This is a genomic window from Pseudoxanthomonas sp. Root630 (assembly GCF_001427585.1).
In the GTDB taxonomy this organism is placed as follows: Bacteria; Pseudomonadota; Gammaproteobacteria; order Xanthomonadales; family Xanthomonadaceae; genus Pseudoxanthomonas_A.
The window spans coordinates 680,343-704,291 of the sequence record NZ_LMGY01000012.1; the positions used below are offsets into that span (position 1 = coordinate 680,343).

23 protein-coding genes are annotated in these 23,949 nt (G+C 68.1%); 18 read left to right on the plus strand and 5 right to left on the minus strand.

The genetic code is table 11. From position 1 onward, the window contains the following. Positions 1-291 precede the first annotated feature (291 nt). The 5 genes from ASD72_RS09195 to ASD72_RS09215 all read left to right on the plus strand — a co-directional run bounded on the left by ASD72_RS09195 (position 292) and on the right by ASD72_RS09215 (position 5,565). Positions 292-1,263: an aldo/keto reductase gene (locus ASD72_RS09195; protein ID WP_056879602.1), complete on the plus strand. Its 972-nt coding sequence runs from the start codon at positions 292-294 to the stop codon at positions 1,261-1,263. A gap of 80 nt (positions 1,264-1,343) precedes the next feature. Further along, the gene (locus tag ASD72_RS09200; RefSeq protein WP_056879603.1) at positions 1,344-1,550 is read left to right on the plus strand and encodes a hemin uptake protein HemP; all 207 of its coding nucleotides are present in this window, start codon (positions 1,344-1,346) and stop codon (positions 1,548-1,550) included. A gap of 138 nt (positions 1,551-1,688) precedes the next feature. Next, positions 1,689-3,950: a TonB-dependent hemoglobin/transferrin/lactoferrin family receptor gene (locus ASD72_RS09205; protein WP_056879848.1), complete on the plus strand. Its 2,262-nt coding sequence runs from the start codon at positions 1,689-1,691 to the stop codon at positions 3,948-3,950. Between the two features lie 11 nt (positions 3,951-3,961). Continuing rightward, positions 3,962-4,594 carry a hypothetical protein gene (locus tag ASD72_RS09210; RefSeq protein WP_056879849.1) on the plus strand — a complete coding sequence of 211 codons (633 nt, stop codon included), beginning with the start codon at positions 3,962-3,964 and terminating at the stop codon, positions 4,592-4,594. An 11-nt stretch (positions 4,595-4,605) separates the two neighbouring features. Beyond that, positions 4,606-5,565, plus strand: coding sequence for a DUF6607 family protein (locus tag ASD72_RS09215; RefSeq protein ID WP_056879604.1), 960 nt, complete (start codon positions 4,606-4,608; stop codon positions 5,563-5,565). Between the two features lie 102 nt (positions 5,566-5,667). Here ASD72_RS09215 and ASD72_RS09220 read toward each other — a convergent pair whose 3' ends face one another. The 3 genes from ASD72_RS09220 to ASD72_RS09230 are packed head-to-tail and all read right to left on the minus strand — an operon-like array spanning position 5,668 to position 8,149. Next, entirely contained in the window at positions 5,668-6,849 is a 1,182-nt protein-coding gene (locus ASD72_RS09220) for a PDZ domain-containing protein (RefSeq protein WP_081420243.1), read from the minus strand. Between the two features lie 27 nt (positions 6,850-6,876). After that, the gene (locus ASD72_RS09225; RefSeq protein WP_155944563.1) at positions 6,877-7,593 is read right to left on the minus strand and encodes a hypothetical protein; all 717 of its coding nucleotides are present in this window, start codon (positions 7,591-7,593) and stop codon (positions 6,877-6,879) included. Next, positions 7,586-8,149: a sigma-70 family RNA polymerase sigma factor gene (locus ASD72_RS09230; RefSeq protein WP_235577982.1), complete on the minus strand. Its 564-nt coding sequence runs from the start codon at positions 8,147-8,149 to the stop codon at positions 7,586-7,588. Before ASD72_RS09230 ends, ASD72_RS09225 begins: the two co-directional genes overlap by 8 nt. Positions 8,150-8,284: 135 nt before the next feature. Here ASD72_RS09230 and ASD72_RS09235 point away from each other — a divergent pair, with 135 nt between their 5' ends. The 8 genes from ASD72_RS09235 (at position 8,285) to ASD72_RS09265 (ending at position 13,983) form a co-directional block, all read left to right on the plus strand. Beyond that, positions 8,285-9,250, plus strand: a complete 966-nt coding sequence (locus ASD72_RS09235) for an SPFH domain-containing protein (RefSeq protein WP_056879607.1) — start codon at positions 8,285-8,287, stop codon at positions 9,248-9,250. Position 9,251: 1 nt separating this feature from the next. Further along, positions 9,252-9,683 carry an NfeD family protein gene (locus ASD72_RS09240; RefSeq protein WP_056879608.1) on the plus strand — a complete coding sequence of 144 codons (432 nt, stop codon included), beginning with the start codon at positions 9,252-9,254 and terminating at the stop codon, positions 9,681-9,683. A gap of 4 nt (positions 9,684-9,687) precedes the next feature. Continuing rightward, positions 9,688-10,209, plus strand: a complete 522-nt coding sequence (locus ASD72_RS09245; RefSeq protein ID WP_056879609.1) for a hypothetical protein — start codon at positions 9,688-9,690, stop codon at positions 10,207-10,209. A 64-nt stretch (positions 10,210-10,273) separates the two neighbouring features. Further along, on the plus strand, positions 10,274-11,395 hold the full coding sequence (gene gcvT, locus ASD72_RS09250; protein WP_056879610.1) for a glycine cleavage system aminomethyltransferase GcvT: 1,122 nt from the start codon (positions 10,274-10,276) through the stop codon (positions 11,393-11,395). Positions 11,396-11,480: 85 nt separating this feature from the next. After that, a complete protein-coding gene (gcvH, locus tag ASD72_RS09255; RefSeq protein ID WP_056879611.1) occupies positions 11,481-11,876 on the plus strand; it encodes a glycine cleavage system protein GcvH in 396 nt (131 codons plus the stop codon). Between the two features lie 537 nt (positions 11,877-12,413). Then, a complete protein-coding gene (locus ASD72_RS21645; RefSeq protein WP_255357644.1) occupies positions 12,414-12,536 on the plus strand; it encodes a hypothetical protein in 123 nt (40 codons plus the stop codon). 363 nt (positions 12,537-12,899) lie between these two features. Continuing rightward, the gene (locus ASD72_RS09260) at positions 12,900-13,334 is read left to right on the plus strand and encodes a hypothetical protein (protein WP_056879612.1); all 435 of its coding nucleotides are present in this window, start codon (positions 12,900-12,902) and stop codon (positions 13,332-13,334) included. Positions 13,335-13,449: 115 nt separating this feature from the next. Continuing rightward, positions 13,450-13,983 carry an SRPBCC family protein gene (locus tag ASD72_RS09265; protein ID WP_056879613.1) on the plus strand — a complete coding sequence of 178 codons (534 nt, stop codon included), beginning with the start codon at positions 13,450-13,452 and terminating at the stop codon, positions 13,981-13,983. A 36-nt stretch (positions 13,984-14,019) separates the two neighbouring features. On the opposite strand, the gene ASD72_RS09270 is transcribed toward ASD72_RS09265, so the two are convergent. Continuing rightward, entirely contained in the window at positions 14,020-15,438 is a 1,419-nt protein-coding gene (locus ASD72_RS09270) for a serine hydrolase domain-containing protein (protein ID WP_056879614.1), read from the minus strand. Positions 15,439-15,517: 79 nt separating this feature from the next. On the opposite strand from ASD72_RS09270, the gene ASD72_RS09275 reads away from it, so the two are divergent. The 3 genes from ASD72_RS09275 (at position 15,518) to ASD72_RS09285 (ending at position 20,349) form a co-directional block, all read left to right on the plus strand. Continuing rightward, the gene (locus ASD72_RS09275) at positions 15,518-16,123 is read left to right on the plus strand and encodes a LemA family protein (protein ID WP_056879615.1); all 606 of its coding nucleotides are present in this window, start codon (positions 15,518-15,520) and stop codon (positions 16,121-16,123) included. Positions 16,124-16,210: 87 nt separating this feature from the next. Then, a complete protein-coding gene (locus ASD72_RS09280; RefSeq protein WP_056879616.1) occupies positions 16,211-18,124 on the plus strand; it encodes a M48 family metallopeptidase in 1,914 nt (637 codons plus the stop codon). 158 nt (positions 18,125-18,282) lie between these two features. Further along, a complete protein-coding gene (locus tag ASD72_RS09285; RefSeq protein ID WP_056879617.1) occupies positions 18,283-20,349 on the plus strand; it encodes a tetratricopeptide repeat protein in 2,067 nt (688 codons plus the stop codon). Positions 20,350-20,367: 18 nt separating this feature from the next. Here ASD72_RS09285 and ASD72_RS09290 read toward each other — a convergent pair whose 3' ends face one another. Then, positions 20,368-21,948 (minus strand): choline dehydrogenase, encoded by a 1,581-nt coding sequence (locus ASD72_RS09290; RefSeq protein WP_056879618.1) that lies wholly within the window; start codon positions 21,946-21,948, stop codon positions 20,368-20,370. Between the two features lie 212 nt (positions 21,949-22,160). Between ASD72_RS09290 and ASD72_RS09295 the strand changes: the two genes are divergently transcribed. Together ASD72_RS09295 and ASD72_RS09300 are read left to right on the plus strand one after the other, a co-directional pair. Further along, positions 22,161-23,528: an MFS transporter gene (locus ASD72_RS09295; RefSeq protein ID WP_056879619.1), complete on the plus strand. Its 1,368-nt coding sequence runs from the start codon at positions 22,161-22,163 to the stop codon at positions 23,526-23,528. 50 nt (positions 23,529-23,578) lie between these two features. After that, the gene (locus ASD72_RS09300; protein WP_056879620.1) at positions 23,579-23,929 is read left to right on the plus strand and encodes a DUF1304 domain-containing protein; all 351 of its coding nucleotides are present in this window, start codon (positions 23,579-23,581) and stop codon (positions 23,927-23,929) included. The last annotated feature ends 20 nt before the right edge of the window (positions 23,930-23,949 follow it).

Here is a 23,949-nt window from a genome sequence, read left to right on the forward strand (position 1 = left end):
ATTCGCGGATGGACGCGAAGGCAAACGACGCACTGCCCGGCCCGGGTTAGCGCGACGCCTGCCTTCGGTCTTGCCCGGCGAAGCATTTCGCTTCGTCCCGCGCACCATGGTCGTCGACCAAGTGTGTTGACGCGCGGACCCCGTCTGGACGGGTGGGCTACTCCCCGGAGGAGGAAAGTGCGCGCATTCTACGGCGGGTGCCGTGGGGACGGCGGAGCCATTCTCATTTGGCACCGTGCCGATGGTGGAAACGGGCGCTAGGATGGGGCCGACCCGCCCCCGGAGAACGCCATGCAGTACCGTCGCCTCGGCACGTCGGGGCTCCAGGTCTCAGCCTTGTCCTTCGGCGCCTGGCTGACCTTCGGGCAACAGGTGGGTCCACGCGAGGCGGGCGAACTGATCGCACTGGCCTGGGACCACGGGATCAATTTCTTCGACAACGCCGAGGTCTACGGCCATGGCGACGCCGAGCGCGTGATGGGTGAGGCGCTGCGTGCGCTGGCGTTGCCGCGGGACGGCTTCTGCGTATCCAGCAAGGTGTGCTTCGGCGCGGTCGAGAATCCGCGCCCCACCCAGCGCGGCCTCTCCCGCAAGCACGTCACGGAGGCCTGCCACGACGCGCTTCGCCGGCTGCAGGTGGATTACCTGGACCTGTTCTTCTGCCATCGCCCCGATCCCGACACGCCGGTGGAAGAAACCGTCTGGGCGATGGACGCCCTGATCCGGCAGGGCAAAGTGCTGTACTGGGGCACATCGGAGTGGCCGGCCGCCCGCATCCGCGAGGCGGCCGCGATCGCACGCAAGCATCACTTGCACGGGCCGACGATGGAGCAGCCCCAATACAACCTGCTGCACCGCCAGCGGGTGGAACTGGAGTACGCGCCGCTGTACGCCGAGTTGGGCCTGGGCACGACCACGTGGTCGCCGCTCGCCTCGGGTCTGCTGACGGGCAAGTACGGCGGCGACATCACGGGCGATACGCGCCTGGGCCGCGCGGGGCATGAAGACCTGCGCCGGATGATCCTCGGGGCCGCAGGGGCGAAACGGCAGGAGCGCGCCGCCCGCTACGCCGCCGTGGCGGCCGACCTGGGCGAGAAGCCCGCGCCGCTCGCCATCGCGTGGTGCCTGCAGAACCCCCATGTATCGACCGTCATCCTGGGCGCCAGCCGGCCGGAGCAACTGCGCGAGAACCTGACCGCGCTGGACCTGGCGACCCGCTACGGGGAGGCGGTGTGGGCGCGCCTGACGGCGGCGGCGGACTGAGCGATCGACGGCGACACGAAAGTGTTGACTCGCAAATAAGAATCATTATCATCAAGTTCCGTTCCACCCGGAGCTTCCCGATGATCTCGAACGTCACTGCATTGCCCACGGCCGATTCGCTGGCGCTGCGCGAGCGCCTTTCCCTGTCGAGCAGCGAACCGCGCGCCGAGGACATCCTCGAAAGCGCCGCCCTGCTGAAGGGCCAGCGCGAGGTGCTGATCCGGCACGGCGACCGCGTCTATCGCCTGCGCCATACCAGCAACGACAAGCTGATCCTCACCAAGTAATCCCGCGTCGTTGTCGCAACGATGCACCGCCGCGGCCCCCGCGGCGGGACACCCTCTCTCTCCACCCGGCGCCAGCCAAGGATTCTCCGGCCGCCAGCCTTCCGGGACTGTTTACCACCCACAGGAATGCTGTACGCCATGATGCGTCCCACGCTGCTCACCGCGGCCGTGTGGCTGGCCCTTGCCGGCCATGCCCATGCCGAAACGCCCGCCGACACCTCGGCTTCCGCTTCCGCCGACACCTCGACGCGCGAGTTCGAGCGCATCCAGGTCACCGCGACCCGCACCGAGCGGGCCGTGGCGGACGTGCCCAACACCGTCGACGTGATCGAGCGCGAGCAACTGGACGACCAGTTGATCCGCGACATCAAGGACCTGGTCCGGTACGAGCCCGGCGTGTCGGTCACCTCCACGACCGGACGTTTCGGCGCGCTGGGCGGCTTCCGCATCCGCGGGCTGGACGCCAACCGTGTGCTGATCCTCAACGATGGCGTGGCGATCTCCGACAGTTTCAGTTTCGGCAGCTACCTCAACGCCAACCGCAACTTCGTGGATCTCGACACGCTCAAGCGCGTGGAGATCGTGCGCGGTCCCGCGAGTTCGCTCTACGGCTCCGATGCGCTGGGCGGCGTGGTCGCGTTCGTCACCAAGGATCCTTCCGATTACCTAAAGGATGGCAAGGACACCTACTTCGGCGTCAAGTTCGGCTACGAGGGCGATTGGCAGGGCCTGTTCGCCGGTGCGACCGCGGCATTCGGTGGCGAGCGCTGGAGTGGCCTCGTCGCGGCCAGCCATCGCCAGGGCAAGGAAACGGAGACCCAGGGCGACAACGACAGCACCACTCCCACGCGGTTGGAGAACGGCACGTTCACGGTCCTGCGCACCGCAGCCAATCCGCAGCGCCGCGATGGCCGCAGTCTGCTCGCCAAACTGGTCTACGCGCCGGGCGAGAACCAGCGCCTGCGCCTGACCGTCGATGCGAACGAGGACTACAGTTCCATCGAGGCGTATACGGGCCGCACCACGACCCTCCTGGACATGGACGGCCGCGATCACCAGACGCGCGCGCGGGTGTCGCTGGAACACGAGATCGATGTGCTGGACGCCGGTTTCGCCGACAGCCTGGCCTGGAAGCTCTACCGGCAGGACAGCGAAAGCACCCAGCGCACGATCGAAAGCCGCGCGACGGCGACCAATGGCCCTGCGACGAGCCGGCGCGTGATGCTGCACAACTTCGACCAGCGCATGTACGGTCTGCAGGGCAATCTGTACAAGGCCTTCGAGACCGGCAGTGTGCGTCACGCGCTGACCTACGGGCTGGACGTCTCGGTGACCGACAGCAAGGAAAAGCGCGACGGCACCTCGACCAACCTGGCGACGGGCGTCGTCAGCAATCTGGTCGGGCAGGACCGCTTCCCGGTGCGCGACTTCCCGATCAGCGAGACCACCAAGATCGGCGCCTACGTGCAGGATGAGATGCAGTTCGCCGACGGCCGCTTCAGCCTGGTGCCGGCGCTGCGCGTGGATTACTACAAGCTGGATCCGACGCTGGACAACATCTTCGCCGAAGACAATCCCGGCGTCGCCGTGGAAGGCATGAACGAGACCAGCGTTTCGCCCAAGCTGGGCGGCATCTGGCGGATGAACGACCAGTGGTCGCTGTTCGCCAACTACGCGCGGGGTTTCCGCGCGCCGCCGTACGGCGACGTCAACGTCGGTTTCACCAATCTGCAGGGCGGCTACACCGTCATCGCCAATCCGGACCTCAAGCCGGAGACCAGCAACGGTTACGAACTGGGCGTACGTTTCGCGGGCGACGCGTTCTACGCGGGCCTGACCGGCTACTACAACGACTACAAGGACTTCATCGAGTCCTTCGTCCTGGTCAGCATGCCGCCGCAGACGCCGCTGATGATCTTCCAGTCGCAGAACGTGGCGGATGCGCGGATCTACGGTCTGGAGTTCAAGGGCGGGGTCGATTTCGGTGCGTTGAATCCCGCGCTCGAGGGCCTGTCGCTGCGTGCTGCCGTGGCCCATTCGCGCGGCGACGACAAGACCGACGACGTGCCGCTCAATTCGGTCGATCCCCTGCGCGCCACGCTGGGGCTCGCCTACGACGGCAAGGGTTGGGGGACCGAACTGGTGGGCAGCTTCGCCGACCGCAAGGACCGTCCGCCGTCGGCCAGCACCTACCGACCGGCCGGCTACGGCGTTCTCGATCTGTATGCGCATTGGGAATTCGCGCCGGGCGCCAAGATCAACCTGGGCCTGATCAACCTCACCGACAAGACGTACACGGACTGGGCCGACGTCAACGGTGTCGCCGCGAACAGCCTGGTGCTGGATCGCTACACTCGTCCCGGCCGCACCCTGTCGGCCAGCCTTGCCGTGAGCTGGTAACCGCCATGCCGATGCTGCGGGCACTCCCGGGTTCCGTTGCGGGCGCATCCACGGATGCGTTCCCGGGCGCCGCGCAACTCGCGGCGTTGGGACCGGTGTTGTGCCTGTATCGCACGCAGCACGGTAGCGAGCTCGCCGGTTGGCAGCAGGCGGTGAGGGTGGAGGCGCATGCCGGTGTGGGCAGCGACGGCCTCGACGAGCGGCTGCTGTTCTTCGACGCGCAGGGCCGGTGCTGCTGGCGCCTGTGCCTGTTGCCGGACAGCGATTTCGTCGCCTGGGATCGCCTGGTGGCGTCGCTGCCGCAGGGCGCCGATGGGGCGGCCGATGGCTTGGCCGACCGTCTGTGGCAACGGCTTGCGGGCCGCTTGCTGGGCGGGCAATGGCGCGCGTGCGCCCTGCAACTCCATGCGGTGCCGCAACCCGCATCGCTGCCCGTGCTTGCGGCCAGCCTGTCGCTGATGTCGATGCTGGGCGTGAGTACGGCGCGTCGCATCGCCCACGCGGAGGGTGCGGAACTGGAAAGCGGCTTGCACGACTGCTGCTGTGCGTCGTCGATGCGTCACGCCACGCCCACGCCGGGCGCGGATCAACAAACCCCTACGGAGGCGGGCGACAAGGTCGTGCCGCTGATCAGACTCAAATGAGAGAAGCCACCATGAAGACACCGGTCGCCACCCTGGTATCCACCGCCTTGTTGCTGGCCGCAGGACACGCCTGCGCCGCCGATCCCGCCCGCGACCGCCAGTCGATCCTGGCGATGCGGGGCGACTACACCGTCGATTTCGCCTTCGACGAAACCGTGCTGCTGCAACCGGGCTACGAACGCCAGGCGGCCATGCGCAGTGGCGGCGACGAGACCGTCATCGTCGTCGAGGACACACCCGGCCGCATCGTTCTGCAGCACATCCTGGTGGATGCGAAGAGTGGCCATGTCACCAAGCACTGGCGGCAGGACTGGATCTACGAAGCGCCCACGCGCTTCGAGTTCAGCGCGGACCAGACCTGGAACGTGCGCACGATTCCCGCCGATGCCACGCGGGGCGCCTGGACGCAGTGCGTGTACGAAGTCAGCGACGCGCCGCGTTATTGCGGCACCGGCCGCTGGGACTACACCAACGGGGTGGCCACCTGGACCAGCGACCTGAGCTGGCGGCCGTTGCCGCGCCGCGAGTACACCAAGCGCAGCGACTACAACGCGCTGTCGGTGGTCAACCGCCATACGCTGACGCCGAACGGCTGGACCCACGAGCAGTTCAACACCAAGGTCTTGCGCAAGCCCGATGGCACGCAGGTGGAACTGGCGCGCGAGTTCGGCTTCAACGACTACATCAAGACCACCGAGGTCGACTTCAAGCCCGCGCGCGACTACTGGCAGGCGACGGCCGGCTACTGGGCGAAGGTGCGCGCGCATTGGGATGGTTTCCTCTCCCGCGCGCCCGGCGTACGCCTGAAGACCAAGGTGGATGGCATGGCGATGATCATCCCGCTGTTCACCCAGGCGGGCGACGTGCAGGAAGGCAAGCCGGTCGCGGATGCGGCCATCGCCAAGGTGTTCGCCGATTGGGTGGAGCCGGCGCCGGTGGAGTCCCCGGCTGCGGCAACGAAGGTCCGCTGAAGGTTCTCTCCGGCACACGGATGTGCCGCCTTTGAGAAAAAAAGACCCCCGCGGATGCGGGGGCAGGGGATTCATCGGTTTCTCTTCTAGTAGTAATAGGTGTCAGAGCAGCGTTCCGCCCTTGCCGGAAGGCGGTACGGGGGGAGCGGGCGGCGGCGGCGGCAGCGGCATGTCGCCGCCGTCGTCTTCGAAGGTCTGCACCTTGCCGTCCTGGTCGACGATCATCACGCGCCGACGCTCCACGATGGCCGACGCCTTGCCGGCGGCCGCTGCCGTACGCGGCTTCACGACCACGCGCGACGTTGCGGGGAAGCGGAACGCCGCGGCCTTCGGTACGGCAACGGTGCTGGTCCGGGTCTGGCGGTCGCGCAGGTACTCGATCGAGACCGTCGCGTCTGCCGGCTTGTCGCGCAGCGCCTGGGTGACGTCGCGGGGCGAGGTCACCGCTGCGCCATCCACCTTGCGGATCACGTCGCCGGCCTGCAGCCCTTCGAGTTCCTCGCCGACGGACAGGACGAGCACACCGGCCTCGGTGCCGAAGTAGCGTCCCAGCGAGGCATCCACCGTGGCCAGGTTGAGGTTGCTCCAGCGGAAGGCTTCCGCCAGCGCAGGCAACTGGCAATCTTCGCCCTTGCAGTCGCCCAGCCGGCCGAGCTTGCGGAGTTCGAGCTGGACTTCGGGCGCGATGACGGCGCTGATCTCGCCCATCGGCACGGGCACGCCCTCGATCTGCGGCATGCCACCATCGCCGCTGCGGAGGAAGACGGCGCCCGGCCCCTGGCTGGCGAATGCGATACGCGGGGAGACCTGCGTGGGGGTGACGCTGGCCTCGTGCGCCTTGCCGTCGCGCTGGTAGGTGACCCGCACGGGCGTATCGGCCTTGAGGTCGGCCAGCAGCTTGCGCGCATGGGCCACTCGCGCGTCGGCGGTGCCGCCGCTGACCGCTTCGCCCGCCACGCGTACCAGCCGGTCGCCTGCCTTGAGTCCGGCCTTGGCCGCGCCGCTATCCGGCGTCACGCCGGTGATGCGCACGCCCGTCGCGTCGTCGCCCGACAGCAGCACGCCGAGTCGCGGCCGGCGCACGATGATGTGATCGATGTCGATGGGTGCACGCGCGGCGGTGCCGTCCCGCGAGAGTTCGGCCACGCGCTTTGCGGCGCGTTGCAGGTCGGCGCGGGCGGCCTCGAGTTCCTTCTGCTTGGCTGCGTCGTTCTGCTGGGCCAACGCCGGCAAGGGTGCGATCAGCGCAAGGGCCAGCAATGACCGGGAAAGGGGTTTGAGCATGGTGGGTCTCCTCGTTGCGTGTCTGGATCAATAGATGGCGGTGTCGGCGGCATCGTCGCCAAGGGCGACCTGCCAGCGTTGGGTGGCTTCCACACCGGTGAGCTGGCGCAGGGTGTCGACGCGCTCTTCCCACAGTGCGGCGCGCGTGGCCTCGGGCAGGGACGGTTGCGAGAGCGCCAGGTCGATGTGGCTGACCTGGTCCTGCAGGTCGGCGCTGACAGCGAGCGCCGCCACGTTGCCGGCGCCGGTGTCGGGCAACTGCGCCAGCACGGCCTCGAGTCGCGCGGATTCGGTATAGAGCGCGTCCAGGCGCGCAGGCTCGGCCGCCATGCGAGCAGGCGCAGGACGCGCAACGGCCCGATGCACTGACGGAGCGTCAGCGATCTGCCGTGCCGTGGCGATGTCCGACGGGACGGCTACGGCCGGCTCGACATCGGCGTGCCGTGCCGGGGTGTCCGGGAGCGCCGGTGCCGGGGTAGCGATGGCGGGGGCGCGCTGCGGCGGCGGCAACGAGGTCTGCGTGTTCCGCCAATGCATCAACGGGATCACGGCGGCGAAGAAGGCCGTGGCAGCCAGCGCGATGGCGGGACGGTGCCAGCGCGCAGGGCGTGCCGGCACGCGCGATGCCGGCAGCGCAGCGGCGACGCGCTGCCATGCGCCGTGAGGCGGGGATTCCAGCGGCAGGGCGCCGAACGCATCGCCCCAGTCGCGCGGCACGGGTTCGCGGGAACGGGAATCAGGCATGGACGGTGTCCTCGATGTTCAACAGCGCCCGCAGCCGGCGCGTGCCGCGGGAGACCTGTGATTTGGAGAAGCTGGGCGTGCGCTGCATGAGCCCGGCGATCTCCTCGTGGGTGTAGCCCTCGGCGTGGTAAAGCCACAACACGCTGCGGGTTGCCGCGGGCAACGCTTCCAGCGCGCGCTGCAGCAGTGCCGCATCGGCCGCGGCCGCCGGGGGCAGGCCCTGGTCCTGCGGCAGGTCGTCCTCTTCCACCGAGATCTCGGCGACCAGCCGCTTCTGTCGCCGCAGGCGCAGCAGCGCCTCGTTGACGGCGATCTGCCGCAGCCAGCCCCAGAAGGGGCAGTCGCCGCGGTAGTCGGGAAGGTGGTGGAAGAGCTTCAGCATGGTGTCCTGCAGCACGTCGCCCGCTTCCTCCCGGTCGCCGCAGATACGGAGCGCCAGCGTGAACACCGGGCGCTCGAAGCGCCGGTAGATCTGCTCGAACGACTCCCGGCAGCCCGAGCGCGCACGGGCGACCAGGCTGTCGGGGACGTCGATGGCGAACTGCGATCGGCTCAAGTCGAGGATTTCTCGGGGCTGTCGGAAGTAGGGATGCCGCAGCGGGCAATACCGTCGCAACGACCGGAAAGTTCCGTCGGGCATCGGCCCCGGCCATGCCTATAATCGGATCTACATCACAGGAAGGGGGTCAGCATGGAGTTCGGTCTTTCGACATTGGTGGTCGCGGCGGTAGTGCTGTTCATCGTGGTCACCTTCTTCAAAGGTGTCCGCGTGGTGCCGCAGGGCTACGAATTCACGGTGGAGCATTTCGGCAAGTACACCCACACGATGACCCCCGGCCTGCACTTCCTGATCCCATACATGCAGAGCATCGGCCGCAAGGTCAACATGATGGAGCAGGTGTTCGAAGTGCCCTCGCAGGACGTCATCACTAAGGACAACGCGGTGGTGAAGGTGGACGGCGTGGTGTTCTTCCAGGTGCTGGATGCCGCCAAGGCCGCCTATGAAGTGTCCAGCCTGGACCAGGCGATGATTGCGCTGGTGCAGACCAACATCCGCACCGTGATCGGCTCGATGGACCTGGACGAGTCGCTCAGCCAGCGCGAGACCATCAACGCCAAGCTGCTCGGCGTGGTCGACCACGCGACCAGCCCGTGGGGCGTGAAGGTCAACCGCATCGAGATCAAGGACATCCAGCCGCCGCGCGACCTGGTGGATGCGATGGCGCGGCAGATGAAGGCCGAGCGCGACAAGCGCGCCTCGATCCTGGAAGCGGAGGGCGCGCGTCAGTCGGAAATCCTGCGCGCCGAAGGCGACAAGCAGAGCGCGATCCTGGAGGCCGAAGGCAAGCGCGAGGCCGCCTATCGCGAGGCCGAGGCGCGCGAGCGCCTGGCCGAGGCGGAAGCCAAGGCCACCGAGCTGGTTTCCAATGCCATCGCCCAGGGCGACGTGCAGGCGATCAATTACTTCATCGCGCAGAAGTACGTGGAAGCCTTCAGGGAACTGGCCACGGCGCCGAACCAGAAGTTCGTGCTGATGCCGATGGAAGCCAGTGGCGTGATCGGTTCCATCGCCGGCATCGCCGAGCTGGCCAAGGAGGCGCTGAACAAGCAGCAGGTGGCCGCGCCGCCGCGTCCGCCGCGCGTCCCGGGAGGCTGACATGAGCTTCAAGTTCGCGTTCTGGGCGATCGGGGCGCTGGTGCTGTTCGCCGCGGAGGCGATGGCGCCGGGTGCCTTCATGCTGTGGTTCGGTTTCGCCGCGGTGGCGATGGCGGTCGTGGTGCTGGCGGTGCCGGGGCTGGGCTGGCTGGCGCAAGCGGTGCTGTTCTCGGTGCTCGCGCTGATCTCCGTGGCGGTCTACCGCAAGTGGTTCCGCGGCAAGGGACGGCAGAGCGACAAGCCGTTGCTCAACCGGCGCGCCGAACAGCTGGTCGGTACGGTCGCCGTGCTCGACCAGGCGATCGCGGGCGGTCGCGGCCGGGTCAAGATCGACGATGCGTTCTGGACAGTGGAAGGCCCCGACCTGCCGGTCGGCACCCGCGTGCGGGTGGTGGCCGTGGATGGGATGACATTGAAGGTCCAGGAGGCCTGAGCGCATGGGGCAAGGGGTGGCACTGGCGGCGTGGATGGGCATGCTGTTGCCGGTCGCACCGACCGCGGGCCAGCAGCTTGTCGGCCTGACCGTGCCGCCCTATCCCGATGCGCTGGAAGACATGGGCGGGAGTTGCGTGTCGGAGTCGACCGACTACGCGCATGTCTGCGACTACTCGGTGTCGGTGCTCGCGGCGCCGCCGCGCGATGCGGAATCCGAGCCGGTGCCGCGCTACGTCGTGGCGGGCAGGATGGCGGGCCGCGAGGGCAATCGCGCGCGTTGGCAGATCACCGATGCGCAGCCGTATCCGAAGGGGCGGCAGGACTACTACCTCCAGTTCGGCAACTGCCGCATCGACCGCCAGCCGGATGCGCGCGTCGCCGCCCTGGTGCGCCAGCACGACAACGATGGCGAATGGTTGCGCGACGTCGCCTGGGCCGGCCGCATCGAACTGCCTGCCGGACGCTTCACGCCTCTGGATGCCGGTTCGGTGGACTGCATCAACACCGCCTACGAAGGCCTCTGACGCCAACGCCCTCTGCGGGTGCGTTCTGGGATAATGGCCCTCTTTGCCTGTCCCAGGATCCGCCATGACCCAGAAGACCATCCTCAACGACACCCATCGCGCACTCGGCGCCAAGATGGTCGATTTCGGCGGCTGGGACATGCCGATCCACTACGGCTCGCAGATCGAGGAGCACCATCAGGTGCGTCGCGACGCCGGCATGTTCGACGTCAGCCACATGACCGTGGTGGACCTGCGCGGCGACCGCACGCGCGACTTCCTGCGCCACCTGGTGGCCAACTCCGTCGACAAGCTGCAGAAGCCGGGCAAGGCGCTGTATACCGCCATGCTCGACGAGGCCGGCGGTGTGATCGACGACCTCATCATCTATTACATGGCCGAAGACTTCTTCCGCCTGGTGGTCAACGCCGCCACCCGCGAGAAGGACCTGGCATGGATCGGCGCGCAGGCCGCTCCCTTCGCCGTCGCCGTCACCGAGCGCCCCGAGTTCGCCATGGTCGCCGTGCAGGGCCCGACCGCGCGCGAGCGCGTGCACGGTCTGCTCCGCGAGGAGGATCGCGCCAAGGTCGGCAAGCTGACGCGCTTCGCCGCCGCGGATGCCGCCAGCCTCGCCGGCGTCCCGCTGTTCGTGGCGCGCACCGGGTACACCGGCGAGGACGGCTACGAGATCGTCCTGCCGCAGGAGCAGGCGGTGGCGTTCTGGAATGCGCTGCTCGACGCCGGTGTGAAACCCGCAGGGCTCGGCGCGCGCGACACGCTGCGCCTGGAGGCCGGCATGAACCTGTACGGCCAGGACATGGATGAAACCGTCTCGCCCTACGAAGCCGCCCTCGCCTGGACGGTGGCCCTCGACGAGGGGCGTGCCTTCAATGGCCGCGCCACGCTCGAAGCGCAGAAGGCCGACGGCGCACCGCGCCAGATGATCGGCCTGGTGATGGACGAGAAGGGCGTGTTGCGCCACGGGCAGAAGGTGCTGACGCAGCACGGCGAGGGCGAGATCCTCTCCGGCACCTTCTCGCCGACGCTGGGCAAGGCCATCGCCTTCGCGCGCGTGCCGGCCGGCGAGATTCCGCTGGGCGCCACCGGGGACGTGCGTGTGGATATCCGCGGCCGCGAGGTGCCGGTGCGCGTGGTGAAGTTCCCGTTCGTGCGCGAGGGCCAGGCACAGCCGGGCGTACTGGAGTGAACGGCGCGCCGCTTCCTTCACCTGTGCCTTCCTCCGCTAAACTATCGTCTCTTCCCCGACCCACTGCACTTTTCCGGAGTACCCCATGAGTGAAATTCCTGGCGATCTGAAGTTCCTCAAGTCCCACGAATGGGCCCGCCTGGAAGGCGGCGGCCGTGTCACCGTCGGCATTTCCGACCACGCGCAGGGCCTGCTGGGCGACCTCGTGTACGTCGAACTGCCCAACGTCGGCGACCGCATCGAAGCCGGCAATGCCAGCGCCGTGGTCGAGTCGGTCAAGGCGGCGTCCGACGTCTACAGCCCCGTGACCGGCACGGTGCTCGAGGTCAACGCGTCGCTCGCCGACAAGCCCGAAACCATCAACGAGGACGCGTATGGCGATGGCTGGATCTTCGTGATCCAGGCCGAGGAGCCGGACCAGCTCAACGAGCTGCTCTCGCCCGACGACTACGCCGAACTGATCGAAGACGAAGACCACTGAGGCAGCCCGACAGGCTGTCTCCCTGCGGGGAGCCGGTGGCGACGGAGCGGATCCGTCGTCGCCGGCTCCCCGTTTCGTTTCCGTCGCCTCGATCGGACGCACGCCCGACGCGTGACCGATGGCACGGGGAGTCGACGCCCGAGAACGACACGTCGGAATCCCGACGCAGTCCTCCCGCCGTGACCGACGAACGGCAAAACGGAATGCGCGGTACGCCTCCATCGCGATGGTCATGGACAGCGGGTCGGGATGTCGGTGCATGCCTGCGCACGCGTTGATCGCGCGTCCGAGGTGGCGAAGCCATCGCCAACAGGCAGGAAAATTTTTGCGCAAATCGGCGCATTCGGGCTTGTGCGACACGGAATCCGGCGCCTTCCGAGGAAGTTTTTTTAGCCTGCGTTCAAGCCGATCCGGTGCCGATCCGTGCGCTTCCCGGCAGCGCCGTGCAGGCACGTCGTCGGCGCAGGTTCGCGAGTGGCGCAAAAAAATATGCGCGTTTTCCCGATGTTTTTTTCACGCGTGCTTTTCCGGAGCGCGATGCGCGACGACATCGGCGGCAACCGGCGGGGTGCATCGGCGCCGTTCGCCGCCGACGCACATAGTGGGCGGGATGAAAAAAAGTTGCGGCCAGGTGTTGACACCTTGAAAAACCGTGATTAGGTTTCGCCCCAAGCAGAGCATGCTGCGGAAGCGAGTGAGTCGAATCAACACGACAGCGCGAGAGACAACACAGACCATCGTCACCCGGATCGGGGTGGACGCCGGCCTCGCTTCCCCCGGAAAAACGCAACGCACCCAATCCAAGACACCCGCGTCGCCGAGCGACGCGGGTGTTTTCGTATTTGTAGGGAGCCGGGTTTCGCACGCCCGGTCCCCTGGGGAATCCGCTTCGCCGCGCGTGTCGCGGCGGCGGCTGCCGACGGGTCCGACTCCCGCGGCGTTTCTTGCAGCTGGGCCTGCCTCCGGGCAGATGTGCTGTAACCAGACGTAAAAATCCATAGTTCACTGACGAGGAGCCATCACATGGCAACGAAGAAAGCTGCGAAGAAGAAACCGGCCGCCAAGAAGGCCGCCAAGAAGGCCACCAAGAAGTCGGCTGCCAAGAAGACCGTGAAGAAGGCAGCCAAGAAGGTCGCCAAGAAGGTCGCCAAGGCCAAGAAGGCGGTGAAGAAGGTCGCCAAGAAGGCCGCGAAGAAGGTAGCCAAGAAGGTCGCCAAGAAGCCGGCGAAGAAGGCCGCCAAGAAGTCCGTGAAGAAGGCTGCCAAGAAGGTCGCCAAGAAGCCTGCGAAGAAGGCTGCCAAGAAGACCGCCAAGAAGGCTGCCAAGAAAGTAGCCAAGAAGCCGGCCAAGAAGGCTGCGAAGAAGGCTGCCAAGAAGCCCGCCAAGAAGGCTGCCAAGAAGTCCAAGAAGAAAGCGGCCCCGGTCGCGCTGCCGGCTACCCCGGCTCCGCTGATCTAAGCCAACCCCGATTAGCCGTAACACCATGGACTCTCTCCCTGTGCCCAGCGGGGGGAGAGTTTTTTTATGGGCGGCCGGCTAGGCTGTCGTCCTCGCGAATCCCCAGGAGAGAGGCATGAAGTTCATCAAGTGGGTGCTGGCCGTCATCGTCGCCATCGGGCTGGTGCTGACCGTGGGTGGCCTGCTGCTGCCATCAACGACGCACGTCGAGCGCAGTACCGTCATCGCGCGGAGCCCCGAGCAGGTCTTCGCCACGCTGGATTCGTTCGAACGCTTCAATGCCTGGTCGCCGTGGGCCGAATACGACCCGCAGGCGAAGTACACGTTCGAAAGGCCCGCCCGCGGCGTCGGCGCCAGGATGCGCTGGGTGGGCAACCGCTCCATCGGCAGCGGCAGCCAGGAGATCACCGCCAGCGAGCCGCACCAGCGCATCGTGGTGGCCCTGGACTTCGATGGCAGCCAGGCGAATGCGACCTACCTGCTGGCGCCGGAGGGGCAGGGTACGCGGGTCACGTGGGCGTTCGATACCGAGCACGGCATGAACCCGTTCAAGCGCTGGCTGGGCCTGCTGTTCGACCGGATGATCGGTGCGGACTACGAGAAGGGCCTCGCCAAGCTCAAGGCGATGGAAGAAGGCGTCCAGCCCTGAGGTGGCGGGTGGCCGCGCGGCGGCCACCGTAGGCGATCAGTGCGGCGACGCGGTGCCGCGCTGCGATGAGGTGCCGCCATCCTTCGGCGCATCGACCGGCGATGCGCCGGGCGACTCCGCGAGCATGAGGTCGTAGTCGGCCGGCGTTTCGACCCACGGCTGGCCGGGCAGGCCCATCGCGCGATCCAGGATCGTCGGCAGCAATCCCGAGGGCAGCGAGCTGTCGCTGTTCCAGACCAGCGCCACGCCGAAGTCCTGTCCGGGCACCAGCGCGACCAGGCCGCGATAGCCCTGCACCGCGCCGGCATGGAACACCACTTCGTGGCCCGCGTAGTCGAACACGCGCCAGCCCAGCGCGTAGCTGGCCGAATGGACCCGCTCGCGGCGCCAGCCGCCGCGCATCTCGCCCGGCGTGGTCACCACGGGCGCGTGCAACGTGGCCAACAGCGGCGCGGGCAGTACGTCGGGGCGATGGCCGGTCTGTGCGATCAGCCACTGCGCCAGATCGCTGGCACTGGCGTTGACGCCGGCCGCGGGAGGCAACCGGTAATAGGTCGGCTTGGGCGTCGACGATACCCAGCCGTTGCGGCTGCGCACGTGCGGGCGCGCCCAGCGCGTGCTGGCCTGGATGCCGGCCAGGCCCATGCTGGCATCGTTCATGCCCAGTGGCTTGAAGATGCGGCGATCCACCGCCTGGTCGTAGAAGGTGCCCGACGCGGCGAACACCACGTCGCCGATCAGGCTGAAGGCGACGTTCTGGTAGGCGTAGCAGTCGCCGGGTGCGCACTTCAGCGGCGCGTAGGCCAGCTTGCGGGAAACATCGTAGTACTCGCCGTTGGCTTCGATGTCGCGGTCGAACGCGTTGTGCGCCTGCAGGCCGACGCTGTGGCTCAGTACGTCCGCCACGGTCACATGCGAGGTGGCATTCGCGTCGCTGAGCTGGAATCCCGGCACGTACTGGCTGACCTTGCTGTCCCAGCGCAGCGAGCCGTCCTGCACCATCAGGCCTGTCAGCGTGCTGGCGAAGGCCTTCGACAGCGATGCCAGGCGGAAGACGGTGTGCGCATCGACCGGCTGCGGCGCCGCCACATCGGTGACGCCGTAACCGCGCGCGCTGAGCACGCGACCGTTGTGCACGATCGCCATCGCCAGGCCGGGCACGCGCTGGCCCACCGTCAGGTGCTCGGCCATGGTCTCGAATGCGGCGACGTCGAAGCCCGATGCCAGCGGCTGGACCTTCTGGTCCGACAGCGAAGCAAGGTAGGGGCGCGGCTGCGTGGGCGAGGCGTAGTGCGCGGTCGGCACCGTGGCGGGCGCCGGCGCGTCGGCGCCCGCGGGCGAGGTCCACCGCAACGGGGTCTGCGCCGTCGACGACAGCGTCAGCGGCAACAGCAGCCCGACCAGACCGATCCGGAAGGTGGAGCGCAGCGGCCGCCGGCTTGCCTTGTCTTTCATCGTGCGTGACGCCTGCGTAAGCTCTGTCGAGGGGATCATAACGCCGCTTTTTTCGATTGCACAAACAGGGAGAAGTTCCATGTCCATGTTGTTCATCCTGCTTCTGATTGTGGGTGTGGCGGCCGTCGCAGTTCTGTGGGGCGTGGGCATCTACAACGGGCTGGTGAGCGCCCGCAATGCGTTCAGGAATGCATTCGCCCAGATCGACGTGCAACTTCTGCGCCGTTTCGACTTGATCCCCAATCTGGTGGAGACCGCCAAGGGCTACATGAGCCACGAACGGGAGACCCTCGAGGCCGTCGTGGCGGCGCGTTCAGCTGCACAGGCGGGCCTGTCGGCGGCGAAGGCCGATCCCGGCGATCCCGAGGCGATGGCGCAACTGGCGGCCGCGCAGGGTCAGCTGAATGCGGGCCTGGGTCGCCTGCTCGCGGTGGCGGAGGCCTATCCGGACCTGAAGGCCAACCAGAACATGATGCAGCTGACCGAAGAGCTGACGTCCACCGAGAACAAGGTGGCGTTCGCGCGGCAGGCCTACAACGACGCGGTGATGGCGTACAACAATCGGCGTGAAATGTTTCCCTCCAGCCTGGTGGCTGGCGCGTTCAATTTCGCCCCCGCGGCGCTGCTGGACGTGCCGGCGGAGAAAGCAGCACAGGTGCGCGAAGCGCCGAAAGTGCAGTTCTGAACAGGCACCGCGTGCTCGCGCATGCGGACCAGGGGACGGCGCGGGTGGGGGCCCGCGTCGCGATGATCGTGGCTTGAAGGGGCGTGCATGAACTTTTTCGAACACCAGGCCGCGGCGCGGCGCGGCTCGTTCCGCATGGTGGCGTTGTTCGCGCTGGCCGTCGCCGGCATCGTGCTGGTCATCGATCTGATCGTGCTGCTGCTGGTGGGCATGCAGAGCGAGCGCGTGGACGGCGGCTCGCTGATCGGCGTGCTGGTTGTGTCGACGCTGGCTACGCTGGCCGTGATCGGACTGGGCTCGCTGTACCGCCTGGCCAGCCTGCGCGCCGGCGGCGAAGCGGTCGCGCAGCAGATGGGGGGCACCGAGGTGTCGCACGACACCCAGGAGCCGTCGCTGCGCCGGTTGCGGAATGTCGTCGAGGAAATCGCGATCGCATCCGGCGTGCCCGTGCCGAGGATCTTCGTGCTGGAGCATGAGGCCGGCATCAACGCGTTCGCCGCCGGCTACGCCCCTGCCGATGCGGTCGTGGCCGTCACCCGTGGCGCGCTGGACCGCCTCAATCGCGACGAGTTGCAGGGCGTCATCGCGCATGAGTTCGGCCACATCCTCAATGGCGACATGCGCCTGAACATCCGGCTGATGGGCGTGCTGTTCGGCATCATGATGCTGGGCATCATCGGCCAGCGGATCCTCGTCTACGGGCGCGGCAGCCGGGGCAAGGACGCGCTGCCGGTGTTCGCGATCGCGGGGGCGGCGGCGCTCGCCGGCTTCGTCGGCCTGTTCTTCGGCCGCATGATCAAGGCTGGCGTCAGTCGCCAGCGCGAGCTGCTGGCGGACGCATCCGCCGTGCAGTTCACCCGCCAGACCGCGGGGCTCGCGGGTGCGCTGAAGAAGATCGCCGGATTGGGCAACGGCTCCGCACTCGAGGACAAGGGCAAGGCGGAGGAAGTGAGCCACATGCTGTTCGGCGAAGGGCGTGCCTATTCGCGCCTGTTCGCCACCCATCCCCCCCTGCTGCAGCGCATCCGTCTGCTGGATCCGCTGTTCGGCCAGCACCAGCTCGATGAGCTCGCACGCCGCTGGGCCATCGCGCCGCCCGACGGCTTGTTGGAAGACCAGACCTTGCGCGTGGCGCCGGGTGGGCCGCCGCCGTTGCCGGCGGCGACCAGCGCGCTCCCGCTGACGCCCCCGATGGTGGCTGCGCAGGTCGCCACGCCGACCCCCGACGATTACGGACGTGCGCGCGTCATCGCCGCGACACTGCCGGAACCGCTGCAGCAACTGGCCAAGCAGCGCGAGCACGTCATGCCGCTGCTGCTGGCGCTGGTGGTCGACAACGCGGCCGCCGTGGCGGCGCGGCAGCGCTTCGAGATCGCGGCGCGGCTGGGCGAGGCCATGGCCTCCCGCGTCGTCGATGTGCGCGAGGCGCATGTGGGCACCCTCCATCCCGCGCACCGCCTGCCGCTGGCGGCGCTCGCGTTCCCCGTGCTCCGGCGGTTCCCGAGGCCGGAACTGGACGCCTTCATCGATACGGTCGATGCCGCGGTACACGCCGACGGAAAGGTCTCGCTGTTCGAATACTGCCTGGCGCGGCTGCTGCAGGCGCAGGTCCGGGAAGCGTTGTCGCCGGCGCAGGTGCGGACCTTCGGGCGGCGCAAGCCGCACGATGTGCGCGTGCCGTTCGCCACCCTGCTCGCCGTCGTGGCGCAGGCGGGCCACGACACGCCAGCGAAGGCGCAACATGCCTATCTCACCGGCCTGCAGCGCGTACTGCCGCGCGACCACCTGCCGTACGCGCCGCCGCCGCAGGGTGTGCTGGCCCTGGATGAGGTCTGGGAACCGCTCGACGCGCTCGACCCACTGGCCAAGCAGTTGCTCGTCGAAGCCGTGACCGCTGCGGTCAGCCACGACAACCAGGTCCGCGTGGCGGAAGTCGAACTGCTGCGCACGATCTGCGGGGTGCTGCACTGCCCGCTGCCGCCGATGCTCGAGAAGGGCTGACTGGCCGATTGTCCGGAGGGCTCCCGTTGGATTCGGAGCCCCGGGGAACATGCCGTAAATGAGGCCGGCCGCAGGCGAGGCAGGCTGCAGGCGAAGCCGGGGCGCCTCACCGTCGTGTGCTGTTCCTTCGTGGTCCTGCCGGAGCCAGGAGCCCCATCATGCGTCGTACGGCCCCATCCCCGACCGTCCTGCGGCTGCTGGCCGGCAGCCTCATCGTCCTGCTCGCGGCGCTGGCCGTCGGGCGCTCGTGGTACGGCACGCGCCTGGACAGCTTCACCGTCGACGAGCCGTGGCACATCGTCGCCGGTACGGTGTACGTGCGCGGTGGCGACCGGCACCTCAATCCCGAACATCCACCACTGGCCAAGCTCTGGGTCGGCGCATGGATGCCGGCGGACTTTCGCGTCGGTCCCGAGCCAGGCCTGCGCGAGAAGGCGCAGGAGCGCGAGTGGGTCGAACAGACGATGTTCGAGGAGAACGACCCGGAACGCACGCAGCAACGCGCGCGTGCCGCGATGTGGAGCTTGAATGCACTGCTGCTGGTCGCGCTCGGCGCGCTGCTGTGGCGCGTCGCCGGGTTCGCATGGTCAGCTGGCACGCTCGCCTTCCTGGCGCTTGAGCCCACCCTCGGCGCGCACCTGCCTGTCGTGATGACGGACGGGTTGCTCGCCCTGGCGCTGTCGCTCGTCGTCGCTGCGGCAGGCGTGCTGGCGGCAACCTGGCAATGGCGATGGGCGGCCGTGTTCGGCATCACCGTCGGGTTGGCGCTCGGCGCGAAGCATTCGGCCCTGGCGGGACTGGTGGGCACGGGGTGCGTGCTGGTCGTGGCGGCCGCAGTGGGTATCCGCAACGGCGGCTGGCCCGAAGTCGCGCGGCGATGCGCGAAACTGGCGGCGGCCATCCTGCTGGGTGTCGCCCTGCTATGGGCGCAATACGGCTTCCGCTTCCATGCCGACGGCAGTGGCGGCGATGCCTTCAACCTGGCGATGGAGGCGAAGGTCGCGGAAGTCACCAAGCCGGCGCTGCGCAGTGCGATCGGGTTTTCGGACGACGTCCATCTGTTGCCGCGCGCCTACCTGTGGGGCCTGGCCGACACGGTGCGTACCGGCATCGAAGGTCGCGGCGGCGCCCTGCACCTGGTCTGGGGCAAGGTGTTCGAAGGACGCACGCCCTGGTTCACCTGGCCCGCCATCCTCGCCGCGAAGATCCCGCTCGCGCTGACCGCGCTCGCGGTGCTGGGCTTCGTGCTGGTGCTGCGCGCGCCGCTCGCGCCTGCCACCCGCTGGATGCTCGCGGCACTCGCCGCGGCCAGCACGCTCCACTTCGCCGCGCTCGTCGTCTCGCCGCAGGCGTGGGGCGGGGTGCGTCACGCGACACCGCTGCTGGCGGCCGCGGGCATGCTCGGCGGCGGTGCGGTGGCGGAAGCCTGGCGGCGGCGCTCGCGCGTGTTGAGGGGGCTGGTCATCGCGCTCTTCGTCGCCGCCTTCGCCATGACGATCCGCGAGCCGCGCCTGTGGGAGTACCACAACGAACTGGTGGGCGGGACGAGCGGTGGCTATCGCGCGTTCCGCAACGAGGGGGTGGACCTGGGCCAGCGCTTCGGCGAGATCCGCGACTTCCATCGTCGCGTCATCGCGGCTACCGGCGAACCGGTGTATCCCGACTACTGGGTGATGGAGCGCCAATGGCGTGCCGCGCACCTGGAGTATCACCGTTTCGTCGAGGACCTCGACGACACCAATTCCGCCGGCGTCTGGGAGGGGTGGTTCGTGTACACCGTGGTCGACGAACTGCCGTGGCCGCAATTCGAATGGGACCCGGCGACAGTGTTCAAGGACATGGACAAGGTCGCGCAGCTGGGCTATGCCGGGGTCTGGCACGGTCGGCTGACACGGCCCGAGACGCGCGCCTCGGGTATCGGCGAGAAGGTGATGGAGTACCTGTACGAAGAGAACGGGCAGGACTACGCCCTGGTCGCGCGACGTCTGGAGGAAGTCGCCGTCCTGCGTCCACAGAACGTCGGCGTGGGCGTCGAACTGGGCAACGCCTACCTGCGGCTGGGGCAGGGCGACCAGGCGTTGCGCGCCTATCGCCGCCTGCTGGAACAGACGCGGGTGGAACTGGACCGCAAGGTCGAACGCCAACTGCGGGACCAGATCGCGCGCATCGAAGCCGGCGAGGATCCGGCGAAGATCACCCCGATGCGCAACCCGTGGATGGAATGAGCGTGCGCACGCAGGACGTCAGGCCTGGCGGATCATGTCCGCCGCTTTCTCCGCGATCATGAGGGTGGGCGCATTGGTGTTGCCGCCGATCAGCGTGGGCATCACCGAGGCGTCGATGACGCGCAGGCCTTCCAGGCCATGGACGCGCAGCGCGGGGTCCACCACGGCGCCGTCGTCGGTGCCCATCCGGCAACTGCCGACCGGGTGGTAGACGGTTTCCGCCTTGGCGCGGATGAAGGCGACCAGTTCGGCATCGGACAGATCACTGCGGGCGGGATGGATCGGCGCCCCGCGGTAGGCGTCGAAGGCCGGCTGGGCGAACAGCTCGCGCGAGAGCTTCGCGCACTCGATCATCATCTTCAGATCGAAGCCCTCGGGGTCGCTCAGGTAGTTGGCTTCGATGCGCGCATCCGCGCGTGGGTCCGCGCTGGCCAGCAGGATGCGGCCGCGGCTGCGCGGGCGAAGGAAGCAGGCGTGCGCCGTGTAGCCGTCACCCGTCAGGCGGTTGCGCCCATGGTCGTCCAGCATCGCGGGCACGAAGTGCATCTGCATGTCGGGCCGGTTGTCCGGCGCCAGCGACGAGCGCACGAACGCACCTGCCTCGGCGATGTTGCTGCTACCCGGGCCACGATGCCCGCGCAGGAAGTAGTCGAAGGCCGTCTTCAACTCGCTGGTGCGGTCGTAGGTGACGCGCTGGGTGCTGTGCTGCAGCGTGCAGATGTCCAGGTGGTCCTGCAGGTTCTGCCCGACGCCGGGCAGGGAGTGCCGCGCGGCGATGCCGTGCGATGCCAGGTGGTCGGCGGGGCCGATGCCCGACAGCATCAGCAGTTGCGGCGAGTTGATCGCGCCGCCGCTCAGCAGTACTTCGCCTTCGCAGCGGACCGTCACTTCCTGCCCGCCGCGCGCATATGCCACGCCGATCGCGCGTCCGTTCTCGAGCAGGACGCGGCGGACCAGCGCACCGGTGACGATGTCCAGGTTCTGGCGGTCGCGCGCCGGGTCGAGGTAGGCGACGGCGGAGGAGCAGCGCGCGCCGTCCTTCTGGGTGACCTGGTAAAGACCGAAGCCTTCCTGGGCCGGGCCGTTGAAGTCCGCGTTGCGCGCGTACCCGGCCTGGGCGCCGGCCTCGATGAAGGCGGCCGACAGCGGGTTGGTGTAGCGCAGGTCGGAGACGTAAAGCGGGCCGTCGGCGCCATGCAGGGCGTCGCTGCCGCGACTGTTCTTCTCGGAACGACGGAAGTAGGGCAGCACGCTGGCCCAGTCCCAGCCGTCGGCACCGGCCGCCGCCCAGTCGTCGTAGTCCTGCGGTACGCCGCGGATGTAGCACATGGCGTTGATGGAGCTGGAGCCGCCCAGCACCTTGCCGCGCGGCCACCAGAGGCGACGATTGTCCAGGTGCGGCTCGGGCGCGGTGTCGTAGTTCCAGTTGACGCCCTTCTGGCCGACCAGCTTGGCCAGGCCGGCCGGCATGTGGATGAAGGGGTGCCAGTCGCGTGGGCCGGCTTCCAGCAGCAGCACGCGGCAGGCGGGGTCTTCGCTCAGGCGGTGGGCCAGCACGCACCCGGCCGAGCCGGCGCCCACGATGATGTAGTCGTACACATGCTGCCCAGTTGCGAAGACCGGCCGAACCTAGCGGCGGGGGATAGAGCAAATGCTCTGCCATCCCGTCATCGCACGGAACACGCGTCCGTGCCGGGCCCCGGACGCCGCGTCGTCCGCAAAAACGCTGGCGATGTTGCAGTGCATCGGATACCTTGCGCGCCACAGGCGGGCGGTGCCCGCGCCGTTGACGCGATCGCAGGCCGCAGACCATGGACCCGTCCTCCCCCGCGACCACCCGGTTCGGCCGGTTCCGCTCGGCGATGTCCGAATCGCCGCCGCTGCTGTGGGCCTTCGTCTACTTCTTCTGCCTGCTGTCCGGTTACTACGTGCTGCGGCCGGTGCGCGAGGCGATGGGCGCATCCAACGACGTGCAGGCGGTGTTCCCGCCGTCGATGATCGAATTCTTCGCCGCGCGCGGGATGGCGTTGAAGGACTTCACCCTGCAGGTGCTGTTCACCTGCACCTTCATCATCATGCTGCTGTTGCAGCCGGCATACGGTTGGCTGGTCAGCCGCTACCCGCGTCGCGTGTTCCTGCCCGCGGTGTACGGCTTCTTCATCGGCACGCTGCTGCTGTTCTACGTGCTGTTCGACAGCGGGATGCCCGGGCGCGGCATGGCGTTCTTCCTGTGGATCGCGGTGTTCAACCTGTTCGCGGTGGCCGTGTTCTGGAGCTTCATGGCCGACGTGTTCAGCAACGCCGAGGCGCGCAAGTACTACGGCTACATCGGCGCGGCGGGCACGGTGGGCGCCATCCTCGGTCCGGTGCTGACGCGCACGTTCGTGGAGCGGATCGGCATCGCCAACCTGATGCTGGTCTCGGCCGGCTTCCTGATGGTGTGCGTGTTCTGCCAGCTGCGCCTGCGCCTGTGGGCGGTGGCACGCGAGCAGGAGCGCAAGGCGGTCAGTGGCGAACAGCCGATGGGGGGCGAGATCCTGGCCGGCCTGAAGCTGATCGCGCGCGAGCCGCTGCTGCGCTGGCTGGCCTCGCTGGTCGTCATGGGGGTCGGCGTGGGCACCCTGCTCTACAACGAGCAGGCCGCCATCGTCCGCCAGTACTACACGGACCCCGCCGCCAGCACCGCGTACTACGCGGGCATCGATATGGCGGTGAACGTGCTGACCCTGCTGGTGCAGCTGCTGCTGACGCGCTGGCTGCTGCGCAGCTTCGGCATCGGCCCGGCACTGCTGATCCCGGGCTGCGCGATCATCCTGGGTTACTCGATCCTGACCGCCTCGCCGCTGCCGCTGATGGTCGCCATCGTGCAGGTGGTCACCCGCGCCAGCGAGTTCTCGCTGGCCAAGCCGGCGCGCGAGACCATCTACACGCGGGTCGGGCGCGAGTGGCGCTACAAGGCGGGTGCGGCGATCGACACCGTCATCTACCGCGGCGGCGACCTCAGCTTCGTCTGGCTGCACAAGTTCCTGTCCGCGTTCGGGTCGAACGTCGTGTTCGGCGCCGGCCTGCTGGTCGCCAGCGCGATGACGTTCAGCGCATGGCGCCTGTTGCGCGAAGAATCCAGGCTGCCGTCCGAACGTGCGACGACCGACGCATCGTCGGCCGCAACCACCACCTGACGTTCCTGCGCGATGCCGCTATGCTGCCCGGCACATGACGGGAGGGCTGGATGGACGTGATCGCTTCGGTATTGGTGGTGCTGGTGGCGGCGTTGCACGCCTGGTTCCTGGTGCTGGAAATGTTCCTCTGGACCAAGCCCGCCGGCCTGAAGACCTTCCGCAATACCCCGGAGAAGGCCGAGACCACGCGCGTGCTGGCCGCCAACCAGGGGCTCTACAACGGCTTCCTCGCCGCCGGCCTGCTGTGGGGCCTGCTGACCTCGCAGTGGAACGTCGTCGTCTTCTTCCTGCTGTGCGTGGTCGTGGCGGCGCTGTACGGCGCGTGGAGCGTCAGCCGGCGCATCTTCTACGTGCAGGGCCTGCCGGCGATCGCGGCGCTGGCGGCGATCTGGTTGCTGTAAGGGCCGCATCAACGCCGATG

Excerpts from the sequence above, each read along its gene's own strand:
- ASD72_RS09195 (WP_056879602.1), top strand. The coding sequence starts at position 292 with ATGCAGTACCGTCGCCTCGGCACGTCGGGGCTCCAGGTCTCAGCCTTG.
- ASD72_RS09200 (WP_056879603.1), top strand. The coding sequence starts at position 1,344 with ATGATCTCGAACGTCACTGCATTGCCCACGGCCGATTCGCTGGCGCTG.
- ASD72_RS09205 (WP_056879848.1), top strand. The coding sequence starts at position 1,689 with ATGATGCGTCCCACGCTGCTCACCGCGGCCGTGTGGCTGGCCCTTGCC.
- ASD72_RS09210 (WP_056879849.1), top strand. The coding sequence starts at position 3,962 with ATGCTGCGGGCACTCCCGGGTTCCGTTGCGGGCGCATCCACGGATGCG.
- ASD72_RS09215 (WP_056879604.1), top strand. The coding sequence starts at position 4,606 with ATGAAGACACCGGTCGCCACCCTGGTATCCACCGCCTTGTTGCTGGCC.
- ASD72_RS09220 (WP_081420243.1), bottom strand. The coding sequence starts at position 6,849 with ATGCTCAAACCCCTTTCCCGGTCATTGCTGGCCCTTGCGCTGATCGCA.
- ASD72_RS09225 (WP_155944563.1), bottom strand. The coding sequence starts at position 7,593 with ATGCCTGATTCCCGTTCCCGCGAACCCGTGCCGCGCGACTGGGGCGAT.
- ASD72_RS09235 (WP_056879607.1), top strand. The coding sequence starts at position 8,285 with ATGGAGTTCGGTCTTTCGACATTGGTGGTCGCGGCGGTAGTGCTGTTC.
- ASD72_RS09240 (WP_056879608.1), top strand. The coding sequence starts at position 9,252 with ATGAGCTTCAAGTTCGCGTTCTGGGCGATCGGGGCGCTGGTGCTGTTC.
- ASD72_RS09245 (WP_056879609.1), top strand. The coding sequence starts at position 9,688 with ATGGGGCAAGGGGTGGCACTGGCGGCGTGGATGGGCATGCTGTTGCCG.
- gcvT (WP_056879610.1), top strand. The coding sequence starts at position 10,274 with ATGACCCAGAAGACCATCCTCAACGACACCCATCGCGCACTCGGCGCC.
- gcvH (WP_056879611.1), top strand. The coding sequence starts at position 11,481 with ATGAGTGAAATTCCTGGCGATCTGAAGTTCCTCAAGTCCCACGAATGG.
- ASD72_RS21645 (WP_255357644.1), top strand. The coding sequence starts at position 12,414 with ATGCGCGACGACATCGGCGGCAACCGGCGGGGTGCATCGGCGCCGTTC.
- ASD72_RS09260 (WP_056879612.1), top strand. The coding sequence starts at position 12,900 with ATGGCAACGAAGAAAGCTGCGAAGAAGAAACCGGCCGCCAAGAAGGCC.
- ASD72_RS09265 (WP_056879613.1), top strand. The coding sequence starts at position 13,450 with ATGAAGTTCATCAAGTGGGTGCTGGCCGTCATCGTCGCCATCGGGCTG.
- ASD72_RS09270 (WP_056879614.1), bottom strand. The coding sequence starts at position 15,438 with ATGAAAGACAAGGCAAGCCGGCGGCCGCTGCGCTCCACCTTCCGGATC.
- ASD72_RS09275 (WP_056879615.1), top strand. The coding sequence starts at position 15,518 with ATGTCCATGTTGTTCATCCTGCTTCTGATTGTGGGTGTGGCGGCCGTC.
- ASD72_RS09280 (WP_056879616.1), top strand. The coding sequence starts at position 16,211 with ATGAACTTTTTCGAACACCAGGCCGCGGCGCGGCGCGGCTCGTTCCGC.
- ASD72_RS09285 (WP_056879617.1), top strand. The coding sequence starts at position 18,283 with ATGCGTCGTACGGCCCCATCCCCGACCGTCCTGCGGCTGCTGGCCGGC.
- ASD72_RS09295 (WP_056879619.1), top strand. The coding sequence starts at position 22,161 with ATGGACCCGTCCTCCCCCGCGACCACCCGGTTCGGCCGGTTCCGCTCG.
- ASD72_RS09300 (WP_056879620.1), top strand. The coding sequence starts at position 23,579 with ATGGACGTGATCGCTTCGGTATTGGTGGTGCTGGTGGCGGCGTTGCAC.